The sequence below is a fragment of the Microbispora rosea genome (assembly GCF_900156315.1).
GTDB classification, from domain to species: domain Bacteria; phylum Actinomycetota; class Actinomycetes; order Streptosporangiales; family Streptosporangiaceae; genus Microbispora; species Microbispora rosea.
Map to the genome: position 1 here is coordinate 395594 of NZ_FTNI01000001.1, position 14635 is coordinate 410228.

Below are 14635 nucleotides of genomic sequence, written 5' to 3' on the forward strand. Positions count from 1 at the left end.
CGCCCCGATCGGGAGCGTGGGGGACCGGTGAGGCGGGCCGTCCGGCGTTCGGCGCTCGCCACCCTGCTGACCGGCGGGGTGGTGGGCGTCGCCACGTGGGTCGTGTTCTTCTCGCCCGTCCTCGGCGTGCGGGACGTCGAGATCACCGGCAACAACCGGATCCCCGCCGAGCAGCTGCGGCAGGCCGTCGCGGTGCGCACCGGCACTCCGCTCGCCACCGTCGACCTCGCCGGGGTCGAACAGCGGTTGCGGGCGATGCGCGCGGTCGAGTCGGCCACGGTCGACCGCGGCTGGCCGGGAACGCTGCGGGTCAGCGTGGTCGAGCGCGTCCCCGCCGCCGCCGTGCCCATGGGCGTGACGACCGCTGTCGTCGACCGGTACGGCGTCGTCCTGCAGCAGGTGACCGTGGCCCCGCCCCGGCTGCCGGTGCTGCGCGTCCAGCGGGCCGCCGTGGACGACCCCGCCACCAGGGCCGGGCTCACCGTGCTCCGGGCACTGCCGGACAGCGTCCTGCAGCGCCTGCGGGAGCTGCGCGTCCCCACGCCCCGGTCGATCACGCTCAAACTCGCGGACGGCCGCACGGTCCTGTGGGGCGACGCGGGACGCTCGGCGCAGAAGGGACGTGTCCTGCTCGCCGCCCTCGCCAAGCCGGGAACCAGCTACGATGTCAGCTCGCCGCAGGTGGTGACGGTCAAGTGAGAAATCTCACGGGCCGTTTACCCACGGTCCGGGACCGGCTTTCAGCGGGGCATCGTGCGAAAAGGACAGCGCGCGACACGCCGGACGGCCTTGCGGCGCGGTTAGTTGACCCTGGGGGATCCACAACCCTACTGTCCGTATCAATCCTCAGGTTGACATAACTCTAAATCTCAACTTGAGGGTGAGAGTTCAGAAGACGGCGGGCCCTGCCCGCATGAAACGCAAACGAGCGGAAAGGCCCCTCGTCGTGGCAGCACCGCAGAACTACCTCGCGGTCATCAAGGTCGTCGGCATCGGCGGCGGCGGAGTGAACGCCGTCAACCGGATGATCGAGGAGGGACTCAAGGGCGTCGAGTTCATCGCCATAAACACTGACGCCCAGGCGCTGCTGATGAGTGACGCCGACGTGAAGCTCGACGTGGGCCGCGAGCTCACGCGGGGTCTCGGCGCGGGCGCCAACCCGGAGGTGGGCCGCAAGGCCGCCGAGGACCACCGGGAGGAGATCGAAGAGGTCATCAAGGGCGCCGACATGGTCTTCGTGACCGCGGGCGAGGGCGGCGGCACCGGAACCGGCGGCGCGCCGGTCGTGGCCAGCATCGCCCGCTCGCTCGGCGCGCTGACGATCGGCGTGGTCACCCGGCCCTTCAGCTTCGAGGGCAAGCGCCGGGCCATGCAGGCCGAGGCCGGCATCGAGACCCTCCGCGAGGAGGTCGACACGCTGATCGTCATTCCGAACGACCGGCTGCTGTCGATCTCCGACCGCCAGGTGAGCGTGCTCGACGCGTTCAAGGCCGCCGACCAGGTGCTGCTGTCCGGTGTGCAGGGCATCACCGACCTCATCACCACGCCCGGTCTGATCAACCTGGACTTCGCCGACGTTAAGTCGGTCATGTCCGGCGCGGGCTCGGCCCTCATGGGCATCGGCCACGCCAGGGGCGACGACCGGTCGGTCGCCGCCGCGGAGATGGCGGTCTCCAGCCCGCTGCTGGAGGCGAGCATCGACGGCGCCCACGGCGTGCTGCTGTCCATCGCGGGCGGCTCCGACCTGGGCCTGTTCGAGATCAATGAGGCGGCCCAGCTGGTCAGCAACGCCGCCGCGCCCGACGCCAACATCATCTTCGGCACGGTCATCGACGACGCGCTCGGCGACGAGGTGCGGGTGACGGTCATCGCGGCCGGGTTCGACGAGCCGGAACCGGCCAAGCCGGCGGCCGCGCCGCTGTCGCGGCCCCAGCAGGCTCGTCCTGCGACGCCCGCACCCGCGGCCCGTCCCGCGCCCGCCCCGGCCAAGCCGGAGCAGCGCGCGGAGCCCGCGCAGCCGCCGGTGCGTCCGGTGAGCGGCGTGGCGCAGCCCGCGCCCGCGCAGGCGCAGCCCGTGAATCCGCCGGTGACCCAGTTCTCGGTGAACGCGCTTCCGGCGAACCCGGTGCCGCCGCCGTCCCAGCCCGTGAGCCAGCCGGTCCAGCAGGCGACCTCGCAGGCGGCGTCCCCGCCGGAGGCTCAGCAGGCCGAGCCGGTCACGCCGTTCCCGCGCGACGCCGCGGCGGACGGCGGGCGCGACCAGGGCGCCACCGGACCGCTGTCGATCCCGCGCCCGGCTCCCGAGCCGCCGACCCCGATCACCTCCAGGACCACTCAGCCGGGCCCCCGGCGTCCGGTGGTGTTCGAGGAGCAGGAGGAGGAGCTCGACGTGCCGGACTTCCTCAAGTGACGTTGCACGTCCGTACGGCCGGGGGCGCGGTCCGTGGGTGACCGGCGCGAGGACCTGGCCGCGGCCCTGGCCGAGGTGGAGCGGCGCATCGGCGACGCCTGCCGGGCCGCGGGCCGGTCGCGGTCGGAGATCACCCTGATCGCGGTGACGAAGACGTACCCGGCCTCCGACGTGCGGCTGCTCGCGGAGCTGGGCGTGTCGCACGTCGGCGAGAACCGCGACCAGGAGGCGGCGGCCAAGGCGGCCGAGTGCGCCGGTCTCGGCCTCACGTGGCATTTCATCGGCCAGTTACAGACGAACAAGGTCCGCTCGGTCGCCTCCTACGCCCACATGGTCCACTCGGTGGACCGCCCCCGTCTGGTGGACGCGCTCGGCCGCGAGGCCGTACGCGCGGGGCGCGAGGTGGACTGCCTCATCCAGGTCGCCCTGGACGCCGAACCGGGCGAGGGCGGGGCCGGGCGGGGCGGCGCCGCGCCGCAGGAGGTGCCGGCGCTCGCGGGACTCGTCGCGAAGACGGAGGGGCTGCGTCTGCGGGGTGTCATGGCGGTCGCCCCGCTGGGGGAGGACCCGTCCGCCGCGTTCGCCCGGCTGCGGGCCGTCGCGGAACGGGTTCGCGAGGAACACCCCGCGGCCGATGTCATATCGGCCGGAATGAGTGGAGACATCCCCCAGGCTGTGGCGAACGGCGCGACACACCTGCGTGTCGGTACGGCGTTGCTCGGCCGCAGAAAGCCCTTCGTCAGGTAATGTCCCCCAAGTGGACCATGGTGTCCGCGCTCAGGTAGAGGTCGATCAGCGGTGAGCTCCAAGGGGGGTACGGCTACCGCCCTGGCCTTCCGAAGGGACCTTGAAGGCACCAGTAACGCGGAGGACGACGAGCGATGGCCGGCGCGATGCGCAAGATGGCGGTCTACCTCGGTCTCGTGGAGGACGACCGCTACGAAGACAGGTACGCGGCAGAGTACGGCACCGACGAGGAGTACGGCGACGAGGAGTACGAGTCGCCGCGGCGCGGCTTCGCCGCTCCCTCGGGCGCGCACTCGGGGCCCTTGGAGCGCGAGGACGACACCGAGACGGCCGTCCCCGCCCCGCGTCCTCCCACAACCGTGCTCGAGCGCCGTACGACCGATCTGGCGCGCATCACCACCCTGCATCCCCGCACGTACAACGAGGCGCGGACGATCGGCGAGCACTTCCGCGAGGGCACGCCGGTCATCATGAATCTGACAGAGATGGTCGACAGCGACGCCAAACGCCTTGTCGATTTCGCGGCAGGTCTCGTCTTTGGCCTACACGGCAGCATCGAACGTGTTACCAACAAGGTGTTCCTGTTGTCCCCCGCCAACGTTGAGGTGACCGCCGAGGACAAGGCCAGAATCGCGGAACGCGGCTTCTTCAACCAGAGCTAGAGTTCCATACATGAACAGTGACCGGCTTAGCGGTGCCCGTGTGGCCCGGGGACGGCTGGACCGAGGGGAGGCGGGGCTCGACCGTGGGGATCATTAGCGAGATCTTGGTCATCGCCCTGACCCTCTTCCTGGTTCTGCTGATCGGCAGAATGATCATAGATACGGTGCAGGCGTTCGCCCGCGCCTGGCGGCCCACCGGGGTCGTCCTGGTGCTGGCGGAGGTCGTTTACACAGTGACCGACCCGCCTCTCAAGTTCCTCCGCCGTTTCATTCCGCCCCTCAGGTTGGGTACGGTGGCCTTTGACCTGAGCTTCACAGTGCTGTTCATTGTGGTTTTGGTCTTGATCCAAGTCGTGAACGCGCTTCGTTGATCGGGTACCGTCCGACCGGACAGACTCCAAGCGCGCCAAGGAGACCCAAATGCCGTTGACGCCCGCTGATGTGCGGAACAAGCAGTTCAGTACCACCCGGCTGAGGCCGGGGTACGACGAGGAGGAGGTCGACGCGTTCCTCGACGAGGTCGAGGCCGAGCTGGACCGCCTCATCCAGGAGAACGAGGAACTCCGCGCGAAGCTGGCCGAGTGCCTCAGAGGCAAGGTGCCCGGGGGCATGGGCATGCCCGGCTCCATGCAGATGGCGCCCGCTCCCGTGGCCGAGCCGAAGCCCGAGATGATGGCTCCCCAGCCGGAGCCGATCAAGCCTCCGGAGCCGGCCCGTCCCGAACCGGTTCCCGTCGGCATGGGTCTGCCGCCCGCCGAGGACAACATGGACACCGCGGCCCGCGTGCTCGCCCTCGCCCAGCAGACGGCCGACCAGGCGATCGCCGACGCCCGTCGCGAGGCGGACGAGACCGTGACCCGCGCCCGTCGCGAGGCCGACGACATCCTCGGCAAGGCCCGCCGCCAGGCCGAGCAGATCATCGGCGACGCCCGCGCCCGTGCCGAGACGCTGGAGCGCGACGCCCAGGAGCGGCACCGCCAGGCCATGGGCACCCTCGTGCAGACCCGCGACGAGCTGGAGCGCAAGGTCGAGGAGCTGCGCAGCTTCGAGCGCGAGTACCGCAGCCGCCTCAAGCTGTACCTGGAGAACCAGCTCGCGGAGCTCAACGTCGCCGGTGAGGGCAGCGGAGGCTTCCCGATCGTGGGCGGCGCCCCGGCCATGGCCCACGCCGTCGCCCCCGCGCCCCCGCAGATGGGCGCCGCCCCCAACCCGTTCGGCCAGGAGCCCTCGCAGCACTCCGGCGCCTTCCCCGGACCCGACGGCCCCCACAACGACCGCCGGTAGATAGTGGCGGGTCCCCACAGGACCCGGTAGCTCGGAGAACCCCCCGTGATCCTCATCAGTGCCGCACTGGTCCTCGCCGCAATCGTCCTGCTCATCGCGGGCGTCGTGCTGGGGACGCCTCCTCTCGTGATGTGGTCGATCGTCGTCAGCGTGCTGTCGGCGGTCTGTCTGCTGATCGGGGCACTGCTGAGACGCCACGAGCTGTTCCCTGCCGGTGGGCGTGCCGCCGAGGGAACCGCTCCCACCCCCCAGGGTTCGTCCGTGCCCCAGCTCGCGCACGTCGGTGCCGTGAGCGGGGCGTACGGCGGAGCCCTCGCCGGGGCACCGGCGCATCCGGTGGCCACGCCCATGCTGGCGGCCCCACCGGTCACACATCACGGGGCATTGCCCCCGCAGACCTTCCCGTCCCCGCCGCCCCAGCGGACGGGACCGATCACGCGGCCGCCGGCCGGTTCCGGCCGCGGCCTCGCCCCCGACGCGATCGTCCTCGTGATCCCCGGGCGCAAGCGCTTCCATCTGGCCACCTGCCGCCAGCTCGCCGGGCGTGAGACCGAGGAGCTGACGCACGAGGAGGCCCGCGAGGAAGGCTTCACCCCCTGCACCACCTGTCTCCCCGAGATCTCCAGCCGCACGGCGGAGCCGGAGGAGGCCCCATCCCGTGGCGACACCGCCCGCGACGACGCGGCCCCCGACGAGGGCCTCCGCGCGGAAGCCGCCCCCACGACCACCACGCCTTCGGCCGGGACCTCCGGCACGACCGGCAGGGAACCGTCCCGTTCCACGCCCGCTGATCGTGAGCCGCCTGTCGCGCGGTTCCCTCAGCCCGGCGTCCCGGGGCCGCGCCTGCCCGAGCCGTCCGACGACGAAGCGCGTGAAGAGCCCCGCGAGACGGCGGAAGAGGCGTCCGGGAAGACAGCCGGCGACGGCGAGGCCGATGAGCACGACGGTCCGGCGCGCGACACGGCCTCGCAGGCCGATGGCGGGACCGAGGGCGAGGGGCACGCTCCGGTGGACTGGTTCGGCCGGGGCGCGCCGGCGGAGTCCGGCGCGGAGACGACGACCCCGCGGTCTGCCGCTTCCACCCCGCCGTCCCCGCCCGCGGGCTCCACTCCGCCGTCCTCGCCTTCCGCCTCGTCCTCCGCGGCATCTTCGGGATCGTCGTCCGATTCCTCCGCGCCGTCCCGGCCTTCTGCCACGTCATGGTCCGCACCGGCCTGGTCTCCGCCGGCTGCGGGATCGGCGTCGGGTCCGGCGGACGACGAGACGGACGACTCGCTGACCGACACCGCGGAGCACGACTGGTTCAGGCCCGGGGCGCCCCTGCCGTGGGACCCCGCACTGTCGAAGGCCGCTGCCGGCGAGGCGGCGAAGGGAACCCCGTCGTCGGAGGACGGCGAGTCCGATGGACCCGCTGCTGGGGGCAAGGCCCGGGCCGCGGCCGCGCCGCAGCGGGCCGCCTCCTCCCGCTCGGACGACGAGCGGGACCGTGACGACCAGAGCGGATCCGGGGCCGGGGACGCGCACACGGCGTCCCGCCCTGAGGACGCCCCCACGCCCCCGCCCACGGGGGCCCGAAAGCCGGTGGAGCCGGCAGAGACCCCCGGATCCGGGCGCGCCGGATCCGCGGCCTCGGCCGGCTCCACCACCGGCCCGGCGCCCGCCGCCGGGAGCACCGCCGACGAGAGCGCCGGAAAGGGCACTGCGAAGAGCACCGGGAAGACCGGCACGGCCGGCGCCGCCGGTGCGCAGGACGGCGAGGGCGAGGACGACGGCGCCGACGCGGCGGAGCCGTCCGCCGACGGGGACGCGCGGGTGCGGGTCATGGTCGGCACACGGCGCTACCACGAGGCCGGGTGCCCCCTGATCAGTGGGATGGGCGAGTCGGGCATCGAGACCATGACACGGGCCGAGGCCGACGAGGCCGGCCTCACCCCCTGCTCGGTCTGCCAGAACGACTGACCGCGGAGCACCTCCGGGCTCCCGCCGGTGGTGGTCAGTCCTCTCCGAACCGGATACGCAGTTCCGCCATCTTGGACCGAAGCTCGCTTTCGGTGAACACGCCCTTGTTCATCAGCGCGTGCGCGACGGCCAACGCGGAACGCGTGTGGACCGGGAAGCGGCGATAGACGGTCTCTCCGAGCAGGTCCTCGGCCTGACGGCGTTCCAGGGTGTCCAGTGCGCCTCGCCAGGACAGGCACTCGCAGGTCGCCTGCATCCGGGACTCCCACGGAGTACGGACGCGCTCCAACGACGGCAGGTCGGTGTCGTCGCGCTCTCCGATGGCCTCAAGCGTGTCCATGAGCACCGTGTAGGGTGTCTCACTGCTCACTTGCCACCTCCGGTGATCTCCGCCGACTGATGGGCGACTCCGGAACGCGGGGGTGCCTCGGCGGCGGTCCAGCCCGGCTGTGGAAGAGCCACACCGATCATCGTGTCACGGGTGACGATGGCCGCGAGCTGCTCCTCGGTCCAGCCCTCGGTGCCTGCCGGGCGCATCGGCATCACCATGAACCGTGACTTCTGGTTGGAGTCGTGGACGCGTATCTCGACGTCGGCGGGGAGGAACAGTCCGAACTCCGCGAGCACCTGGCGCGGCTGGCGCACCATGCGCCGGCGGTAGTTCGGGGTCCGATACCAGTCGGGTGACATGCCGAGCACCGGCCTCGGGTAGCAGGAGCACAGGGTGCACACGATCACGTTGTGCACCTGCGGGGTGTTCTCCAGGACGTAGAAGTAGGTGTAGTCGCTCGGCGTGCCCGTCCCGGTCGGATCGAGCCAGTTCACCCCCACCTCCTTGGAAGCCTCTGTCCCGTCGGCGAGCAGGCGTTCCTTGAATGCCGGATCGAGCCAGGCCTTGGCCACCAGCTTCGACCCGTACATGGGGGTGCGGCTTTCGGCCCATTCGGAGAAGCGGCGGTGGTCCTCCGCGGAGAAGACGCCCTTCTCGATCGCCAGTTCCCGTACGGCGAGCTCGAGGATCTCGAACTCGTCGGTCCCGTCCGGCTCCTGGACCGGGGCGTGCGGATCATGACTGTGGGTGCTCATACGCTGTGCTCTCCCTCGCCGGCCGGTTCCAGCCAGCGCTCCGAGAATTCCGATTCCAGGGTGTCGAGGTCCGGGCCGGCGTAGTCCGCCCAGAGCTCTGTCTGCTTGAAGCGCACGACGTAGAACGGCTCGTGCCGCCCATCCTCGTCGCGGCCCCACGCCTCGTCCTCGGGGATGACCCACGCGGGCCGGTCCTCGACCACGGTGCCGATCCGCCCGCGCATGTAACCCTGGCAGCGCGTGTGGAACAGCGTCGTCTCGTCGCGGACGACGACGCGATCTCCGACCTTGAACCGTCTCATGAGAGCACATCCCCACGCCGGGCCCGGATTTCGTCGATCTTCCTTCCGAGCTCGTCGGTCGTGACGATCCCCTTCTCGACGAGCACCCGGGCGGCGGTGGTGATCCACCGGGCGTAGTAGGGCAGCCCGTAGTACTGGGTGGCTCCGAGATCGTTCTCCATGCGCCGGCGTATCTCGGCGTTCCACACCCCACGCCAGGCGAGGCACTCGCACGTGACGTAGGTGTCCATCTCCCACTGTCGTTCGGCCTCGTGCCGCGACTCGTACGCCACCTGGACGTCGGGCTGACCGCCGACGTCGTGCAGCACATGGCGCAGGGCGTCATATAGCTCGGTGCTGATGTGGTAAGGAGAGTCCAACGGCCGGCGGAAATCGGGCCGCAGCCTGTTCGTGTCACGGAGAAAACTGTCGTACGACCCCGTTCTGTCCTCTGTCATCTTAATTCACCCCGCGCTGCCCTATACCCTCGGGTCTGATCGCAACTCAAGCATTTGGGGATTTTGCCGTAACGGGAGATAGGGAATCAGTTGACGGTGAAACGCTCGCCCAATTTGAACACGCGCCACACGAGTGCGGCGATGCTCCATGCCGCGACGAACAATGCGACGATGACGTATCCGAGGATCTCGAAATGGCCCGCGAGCGACGCGTACGCCGCGATTGGCCCGCCCGCGCCGGTCGCGTCCACGGTCAGCTTGGCCAGGTACACCGTCGCGACGAACGCCGCCACCACCACGGTCATGCCGGTCGTCGCGGCGTTGTAGTGGAGCCGTCGCGCCGGGTCGCGATAGGCCCACGAGTAGGCGCGCGACATGATCAGGCTGTCGGCCGTGTCACAGGCCGTCATCCCGGCGGCGAACAGCAGCGGCAACGTGAGGACGGCCGTCATCGGCAGCCGGCCCTGCGACGCCGTGCCCGCCGACAGCGCCAGCAGCGTCACCTCGCTGGCCGTCTCCAGCCCGAGCCCGAACAGCAGGCCGATCGGCTACATGTGCCACGACGAGCGGATCAGCCCTCGAACGCGGTCGCCCAGAAGGCGGTTCATCAGGCCGCGGTTCAGAAGCTGCAGCTCCAGTTCCCTCCGGTCGATCCGGCCGTGGGCCATCCGCCGCCACAGTCCGATCAGGCCGGCCAGGACGAGGCCGTTGAGCACGGCGACGAGCAGCAGGAACGACATGGCGACGAGCTGGGAGACGAGCCCTCCCACATGCCGGAAGCTCTCGACGCCGTGCCCGGCGGCGCCGGCGGCGAGGGCCACGATCAGGGCCAGGACCAGCACGACGGTGGAGTGGCCGAGGGCGAAGAAGAAGCCCACCCCGACCGGGCGGCGACCACGCTGCGTCATCAGCCGCGTCGTGTCGTCGATCGCCGCGATGTGGTCGGCGTCGAAGGCGTGCCGGACGCCCAGGCTGTAGGCCAGTGTCCCGGCACCCGCGAACCCCCCGGCGCCTGCCGGGCCGTCGACGTAGTACAGGTACAGGGACCAGCCGGCGACATGGAGCAGAGCGACGAAGGTGACGATCCCGCCGACCCGCGCGCGCTCCCTCGCCGTCCAGCGTACGGGGACGTATACGGGCAGGCTCATGTCGTGACTCCGGGAGCGAGGCGGCCGCGAGGACGTGGGTCGCGGACGCCCCGGCCCTTTTCCCGCATCGCGCCCCGCGCAACCCCGCCCCACCGGTGGGGTGGGTGCGTCTTGACCGGAGTAAGCACGTGATGCACGTCGCCTCCCGCTTTCCTGGGGAAATAACGCCTATTTCCTCGACAGTCAGTCCCTCGCGAGGGCGCTGTCAACGAGTGGTGATTTCCGGCATTCGGCGGGTGGACAGAAGCGGCGGGGAAAACTCCCGCAAAAAGAATTGCCCGGGCACCGGTCGGATGACCGGCGCCCGGGCACTGTCCAGCCCGGTCAGGCCTTACGGAGGCGGAAGGACAGGCCGAGGTCGGCGTCCTCGTGCACCGGCAGGTCCTCGTCCGGGGCGCCTTCGGTGAGGCTCGCCGCCAGCACCTCGTCGGCGACGGCGTCGCCGCCCTCGCGCAGCGCCTCGGCAAGCTCACCCTCGGCCGACCACCACAGATCGATGCGGTCGGTGATGGACAGGCCGGTGGACTTGCGGGCCTCCTGGACGAGCCGGATCACGTCGCGGACCAGGCCGGCCCGGCGCAGTTCGTCGGTGATCGCCAGGTCCAGCGCCACGGTCTCGCCGGTGCCGGTGTCCACCGCGCCGGTCTCCACGGCCCAGCCCGACTTCGGCTGCTCGGTCACGATCACGTCGTCCGCGCCCAGCTTCACCGTGCCCAGCTCCCCGGCCTCGACCGTCGCGGACCCGCCCGAGCGCAGGGCGCGGGCCAGCTCCGCCGGGTCGGCGCCCGCCACGGCCGCGGCGACGAGCTTGGTCTGCGAGCCGAACCGCTTGCCGAGGCTGCGGAAGTTGGGCTTGACCGTGAAGGTCACCAGGTCGGCGGAGAACCCGGACAGGTCCTCCAGCCGCTGGACGTTGAGCTCGTCGGCGATGAGGTCGCGCAGCTCGCCGGGGAGACCGGCCCAGCCGGGGGCGCCGACCAGGGCCCGGCCGAGCGGCTGGCGGGTCTTGACCGACGACGAGGCGCGCGCCGACCGGCCCAGCTCCACGAGCCGGCGCACCAGCGCCATCCGCTCCGACAGCTCGGGGTCGAGCAGCGCGGCGTTCACCTCCGGCCAGGTGGCCAGGTGCACCGAGGCGGGGGCGTCCTGGTCGCGCAGCACGTCCCACAGGTAGTCGGTGAGGAACGGCACGAGCGGGGCCATGAGCCGGGTGACGGTCTCCAGGCACTCGTAGAGCGTCGCGAACGCCGACGCCTCGCCGGACCAGAAGCGGCGGCGCGAGCGGCGGACGTACCAGTTGGACAGGTCGTCCAGGAACTCGGTGAGCCGTCGCCCGGCCTTGGCGGTGTCGAACTCCTCCATCGACGCGGTGACGTCGGCCACCGTGCGGTGCAGCTCCGCCAGCGCCCACCGGTCGATCAGCGGCCGCTCGGCGTACGCCGGGGCCTCGGCCACCCGCGAGGGGGACCACGACTCGGCGTTGGCGTAGAGCGTGAAGAACGACGCGGTGTTCCAGTAGGTCAGCAGGACCTTCCGGACGATCTCCTCCAGCGCCGCGTGGCCGATCCTGCGGGGAGCCCAGGGGGACCCGGAGGTGGCCATGTACCAGCGCAGGGGGTCGGCGCCGTGCTGGTCCATGAGCGGCATCGGCTGGAGCACGTTGCCCAGGTGCTTGCTCATCTTGCGGCCGTCCTCGGCGAGGATCAGGCCGAGGCAGAGCACGTTCTCATACGACGACCGGCCGAACACCAGCGTGCCGACGGTCATCATCGAGTAGAACCAGCCGCGGGTCTGGTCGATCGCCTCGCAGATGAACTGGCCGGGGAAGGAGTTGTCGAAGACGTCCTTGTTGACCAGCGGCGCACCCCACTGCGCGAACGGCATGGCGCCCGAGTCGTACCAGACGTCGATCACGTCGGGCACGCGCCGGGCCTCCGCCTGACACGTCGGGCAGGGGAAGGTCACGTCGTCGACGTACGGACGGTGCGGGTCGAGGCCGGTCAGGTCGCGGCCCGCCAGCTCGCCCAGCTCCTTCAGCGAGCCGACGCAGGTGACGTGGTCCTCGTTCTCCGAGCAGACCCACAGCGGCAGCGGCGTGCCCCAGTAGCGGGACCGCGACAGCGCCCAGTCGACGTTGTTGCGCAGCCACTCGCCGTACCGGCCGTGCTTGATCGTCTCGGGGAACCAGTTGGTGCGCTCGTTCTCGGCGAGAAGCCGGTCCTTGATCGCGGTGGTCCTGATGTACCAGGACGGGAGCGCGTAGTAGAGCAGCGGGGTGTGGCAGCGCCAGCAGTGCGGGTAGCTGTGCTCGAAGTGCTCGCCGCGGAACAGCAGGCCGCGCTCGCGGAGGTTGCCGGTCAGCGGCTCGTCGGCGTCCTTGAAGAACAGGCCGCCCACGAACGGCACGTCCGGCAGGAAGCGCCCGTCAGGGCCGATCGGGTTCACCACCGGCAGGCCGTAGCGCTTGCAGACGGTCATGTCGTCGGCGCCGAAGGCGGGGGCCTGGTGGACCAGGCCGGTGCCGTCCTCGACCGTGACGTACGTGCCGAGCACGACGTAGTGGGCACCCTCGATGTCCACCAGGTCGAAGGGGCGCCGGTAGACGGTGTGCTCCAGCTCGGAGCCCTGGTAGGTGGCCAGCACCTCGGCGTCCTCGCCGAGGACCCGCCGCAGCAGCGGCTCGGCCACCACCAGCACCTCGTCGCCGCGCCGGGCCGCGACGTACGTCACGTCGGGGTGCACGGCGACCGCGGTGTTGGACACCAGGGTCCAGGGGGTGGTGGTCCAGATCAGCAGCGAGGCGCCCATCTCGGCCAGGGGACCGGAGACGACGGGCATCCGCACGTACACCGACGGGCTGGAGACGGTCTCGTAGCCGCCGGGCTGGCCGAGCTCGTGGTCGGACAGGCCGGTGCCGCAGCGGGGACAGTACGGCGTGATCCGGTGGTCGCGGAACAGCAGGTCCTTGTCCCAGACGACCTTGAGCGACCACCAGACGGCCTCGACGTACTGGGGGTCCATCGTGCGGTAGGCCTGGGACATGTCGACCCAGTAGCCCATCCGCTCGGTCATCTCCTCGAACGCGTCCACGTGCCGCAGCACCGACTCGCGGCAGCGCGCGTTGAACTCGGCGATGCCGTACGACTCGATCTCGGGCTTGCCGGACAGGCCGAGTTCCTTCTCGACGGCGACCTCGACGGGCAGGCCGTGGCAGTCCCAGCCGGCCTTGCGGGGCACGTGGTAGCCGCGCATCGACTTGTAGCGGGGGAAGACGTCCTTGAAGACGCGGGCCTCGACGTGGTGGACGCCGGGCATGCCGTTGGCGGTCGGCGGGCCCTCGTAGAACACCCAGGACGGGCCGTCGGCGTTCTGCTCCAGCGAGCGCTCGAAAACCTTCCCGTCCCGCCAGCGTTCGAGGACCTCGTGCTCGAGGGCCGGCAGGTCGACCTGCGCGGGAAGTGAGCGGAAATAGTGGGAAGACATCGTCGGGCGGGACCTCCACGCGGTGGCTGTGACAGCGCTGCTGACATGGCGTGAAGGGACGAAGCCGGGGACGGCTCCGCGGTACCACCCTTCTTGACGCCCGGCGTGGCCGGGCGCCCTCTCGTTTCTCTCCGCTGCCGGTTCTACTCGGCCGGGACGGCCTTTCCTCCGGCGGCTCCGGGGTGATCTTCCCTGCGCGGCCCGCCCCGGGCTCACACCGTCCCCGGGTCGCTGAGCGGGCGGATGCGGAGGTACTCGTCCCCATCAACGCCTTGCAGACTACGACGATAACGCAACGCGGGCGGAAGGGCTTCCCGATATACGGCCGACGTTCCGGGTGAGACCCGGCTCGTCCCGGGAATACGTGGGAGGAACACAGGCGGGCCCCGCGATTGTTGTGGGGGTGTGCGGGTGGGGCCCGGTGGCCGTCCAGGACGATCGGAGGCGGTCCCGTGGGACGCCGCCTCGGGATTCGGGGCATGGGTCCCGGTGGCACCGTCCGCAACAAAAAGATCGAAATAGAGTGCGACGAGGAGGAGCTGGCCAAATACGCCACCCGGTTACGGATGGGGTAAAAGCCTCGGCGATTCCGTTGCCGACCTGTTATCGGCGACTTATTCTGCCCGGACCGGCTCGAATCGCACCCGCCGGAAGGGTGCCCCGGGCCCGAAGGGTTCTGGGCGAAGGGGGAGGCCCGCAATGACGCGCACGGCGAGAACCGCCACCAGTGACGACGTCTGGTCCGACGAGGAGCTCGCCGAGGTCCGCGAGCGGCTGCGGCACGAGATCGAGGAGCTGCGCTCCGACATCTCCCGGGCGGAGGAGCAACTCGCGTCCGGGGACGTGAGCCAGGGCGCGGGGGACGATCCGGCGGACGCCGGGGCCAAGACGTATGAGCGCGAGCGTGAGATCGCCCTTACCCTGAATGCGCGCGACCTGCTCGCGCAGAACGAGCGGGCGATCGCCCGCGTCGAGGCAGGGACTTACGGAGAGTGCGAATCGTGCCACAAGCCGATCGGCAAGGAGCGTCTTCGGGCATTCCCGAGGGCGACGCTGTGCGTAGCGTGCAAGCAGCGGGAGGAGCGCCGCTGAGCGGTGCGCCGGCGCGGCCCGACCG

At 70.8% G+C, this 14635-nt stretch carries 13 protein-coding genes and 1 pseudogene; 8 read left to right on the plus strand and 6 right to left on the minus strand.

Annotated features, from left to right (window positions below; all coding sequences use genetic code 11):
* The first annotated feature begins 27 nt into the window (after nt 1-27).
* The 7 genes from BXA11_RS01855 to BXA11_RS01885 all read left to right on the plus strand — a co-directional run bounded on the left by BXA11_RS01855 (nt 28) and on the right by BXA11_RS01885 (nt 7062).
* Entirely contained in the window at nt 28-699 is a 672-nt protein-coding gene (locus tag BXA11_RS01855) for a cell division protein FtsQ/DivIB (protein ID WP_076432170.1), read from the plus strand.
* 247 nt (nt 700-946) lie between these two features.
* On the plus strand, nt 947-2410 hold the full coding sequence (ftsZ, locus tag BXA11_RS01860; protein WP_076432172.1) for a cell division protein FtsZ: 1464 nt from the start codon (nt 947-949) through the stop codon (nt 2408-2410).
* Between the two features lie 33 nt (nt 2411-2443).
* Entirely contained in the window at nt 2444-3157 is a 714-nt protein-coding gene (locus BXA11_RS01865; RefSeq protein ID WP_076432175.1) for a YggS family pyridoxal phosphate-dependent enzyme, read from the plus strand.
* 134 nt (nt 3158-3291) lie between these two features.
* A complete protein-coding gene (locus BXA11_RS01870) occupies nt 3292-3819 on the plus strand; it encodes a cell division protein SepF (RefSeq protein WP_030509056.1) in 528 nt (175 codons plus the stop codon).
* Between the two features lie 83 nt (nt 3820-3902).
* The gene (locus BXA11_RS01875; protein ID WP_030509057.1) at nt 3903-4190 is read left to right on the plus strand and encodes a YggT family protein; all 288 of its coding nucleotides are present in this window, start codon (nt 3903-3905) and stop codon (nt 4188-4190) included.
* Nucleotides 4191-4239: 49 nt separating this feature from the next.
* Nucleotides 4240-5103, plus strand: a complete 864-nt coding sequence (locus BXA11_RS01880; protein WP_076432178.1) for a DivIVA domain-containing protein — start codon at nt 4240-4242, stop codon at nt 5101-5103.
* A gap of 45 nt (nt 5104-5148) precedes the next feature.
* Nucleotides 5149-7062, plus strand: a complete 1914-nt coding sequence (locus tag BXA11_RS01885) for a hypothetical protein (protein ID WP_076432180.1) — start codon at nt 5149-5151, stop codon at nt 7060-7062.
* A gap of 34 nt (nt 7063-7096) precedes the next feature.
* On the opposite strand, the gene BXA11_RS01890 is transcribed toward BXA11_RS01885, so the two are convergent.
* The 6 genes and pseudogenes from BXA11_RS01890 to ileS all read right to left on the minus strand — a co-directional run bounded on the left by BXA11_RS01890 (nt 7097) and on the right by ileS (nt 13518).
* On the minus strand, nt 7097-7432 hold the full coding sequence (locus BXA11_RS01890) for an SH3-like domain-containing protein (RefSeq protein ID WP_076432182.1): 336 nt from the start codon (nt 7430-7432) through the stop codon (nt 7097-7099).
* The gene (scnC, locus tag BXA11_RS01895; RefSeq protein WP_076432185.1) at nt 7429-8148 is read right to left on the minus strand and encodes a thiocyanate hydrolase subunit gamma; all 720 of its coding nucleotides are present in this window, start codon (nt 8146-8148) and stop codon (nt 7429-7431) included. Before scnC ends, BXA11_RS01890 begins: the two co-directional genes overlap by 4 nt.
* Nucleotides 8145-8450: an SH3-like domain-containing protein gene (locus BXA11_RS45225; protein WP_076432186.1), complete on the minus strand. Its 306-nt coding sequence runs from the start codon at nt 8448-8450 to the stop codon at nt 8145-8147. The genes scnC and BXA11_RS45225 overlap by 4 nt, the downstream gene beginning before the upstream one ends.
* Nucleotides 8447-8887: an SH3-like domain-containing protein gene (locus tag BXA11_RS45230; RefSeq protein ID WP_076432187.1), complete on the minus strand. Its 441-nt coding sequence runs from the start codon at nt 8885-8887 to the stop codon at nt 8447-8449. Before BXA11_RS45230 ends, BXA11_RS45225 begins: the two co-directional genes overlap by 4 nt.
* 86 nt (nt 8888-8973) lie before the next feature.
* Nucleotides 8974-10035: pseudogene (locus BXA11_RS44280) on the minus strand (HoxN/HupN/NixA family nickel/cobalt transporter).
* 324 nt (nt 10036-10359) lie between these two features.
* Nucleotides 10360-13518, minus strand: a complete 3159-nt coding sequence (gene ileS, locus BXA11_RS01915; protein ID WP_076432188.1) for an isoleucine--tRNA ligase — start codon at nt 13516-13518, stop codon at nt 10360-10362.
* Between the two features lie 699 nt (nt 13519-14217).
* On the opposite strand from ileS, the gene BXA11_RS01920 reads away from it, so the two are divergent.
* A complete protein-coding gene (locus BXA11_RS01920) occupies nt 14218-14610 on the plus strand; it encodes a TraR/DksA family transcriptional regulator (protein WP_076432189.1) in 393 nt (130 codons plus the stop codon).
* Nucleotides 14611-14635: the final 25 nt, after the last annotated feature.

What these genes read in the sequence shown, in the direction of transcription:
- BXA11_RS01870 (WP_030509056.1), top strand. Translation starts at nt 3,292, where the DNA reads ATGGCCGGCGCGATGCGCAAGATGGCGGTCTACCTCGGTCTCGTGGAG.
- BXA11_RS01880 (WP_076432178.1), top strand. Translation starts at nt 4,240, where the DNA reads ATGCCGTTGACGCCCGCTGATGTGCGGAACAAGCAGTTCAGTACCACC.
- scnC (WP_076432185.1), bottom strand. Translation starts at nt 8,148, where the DNA reads ATGAGCACCCACAGTCATGATCCGCACGCCCCGGTCCAGGAGCCGGAC.
- BXA11_RS45225 (WP_076432186.1), bottom strand. Translation starts at nt 8,450, where the DNA reads ATGAGACGGTTCAAGGTCGGAGATCGCGTCGTCGTCCGCGACGAGACG.
- BXA11_RS45230 (WP_076432187.1), bottom strand. Translation starts at nt 8,887, where the DNA reads ATGACAGAGGACAGAACGGGGTCGTACGACAGTTTTCTCCGTGACACG.
- ileS (WP_076432188.1), bottom strand. Translation starts at nt 13,518, where the DNA reads ATGTCTTCCCACTATTTCCGCTCACTTCCCGCGCAGGTCGACCTGCCG.
- BXA11_RS01920 (WP_076432189.1), top strand. Translation starts at nt 14,218, where the DNA reads ATGACGCGCACGGCGAGAACCGCCACCAGTGACGACGTCTGGTCCGAC.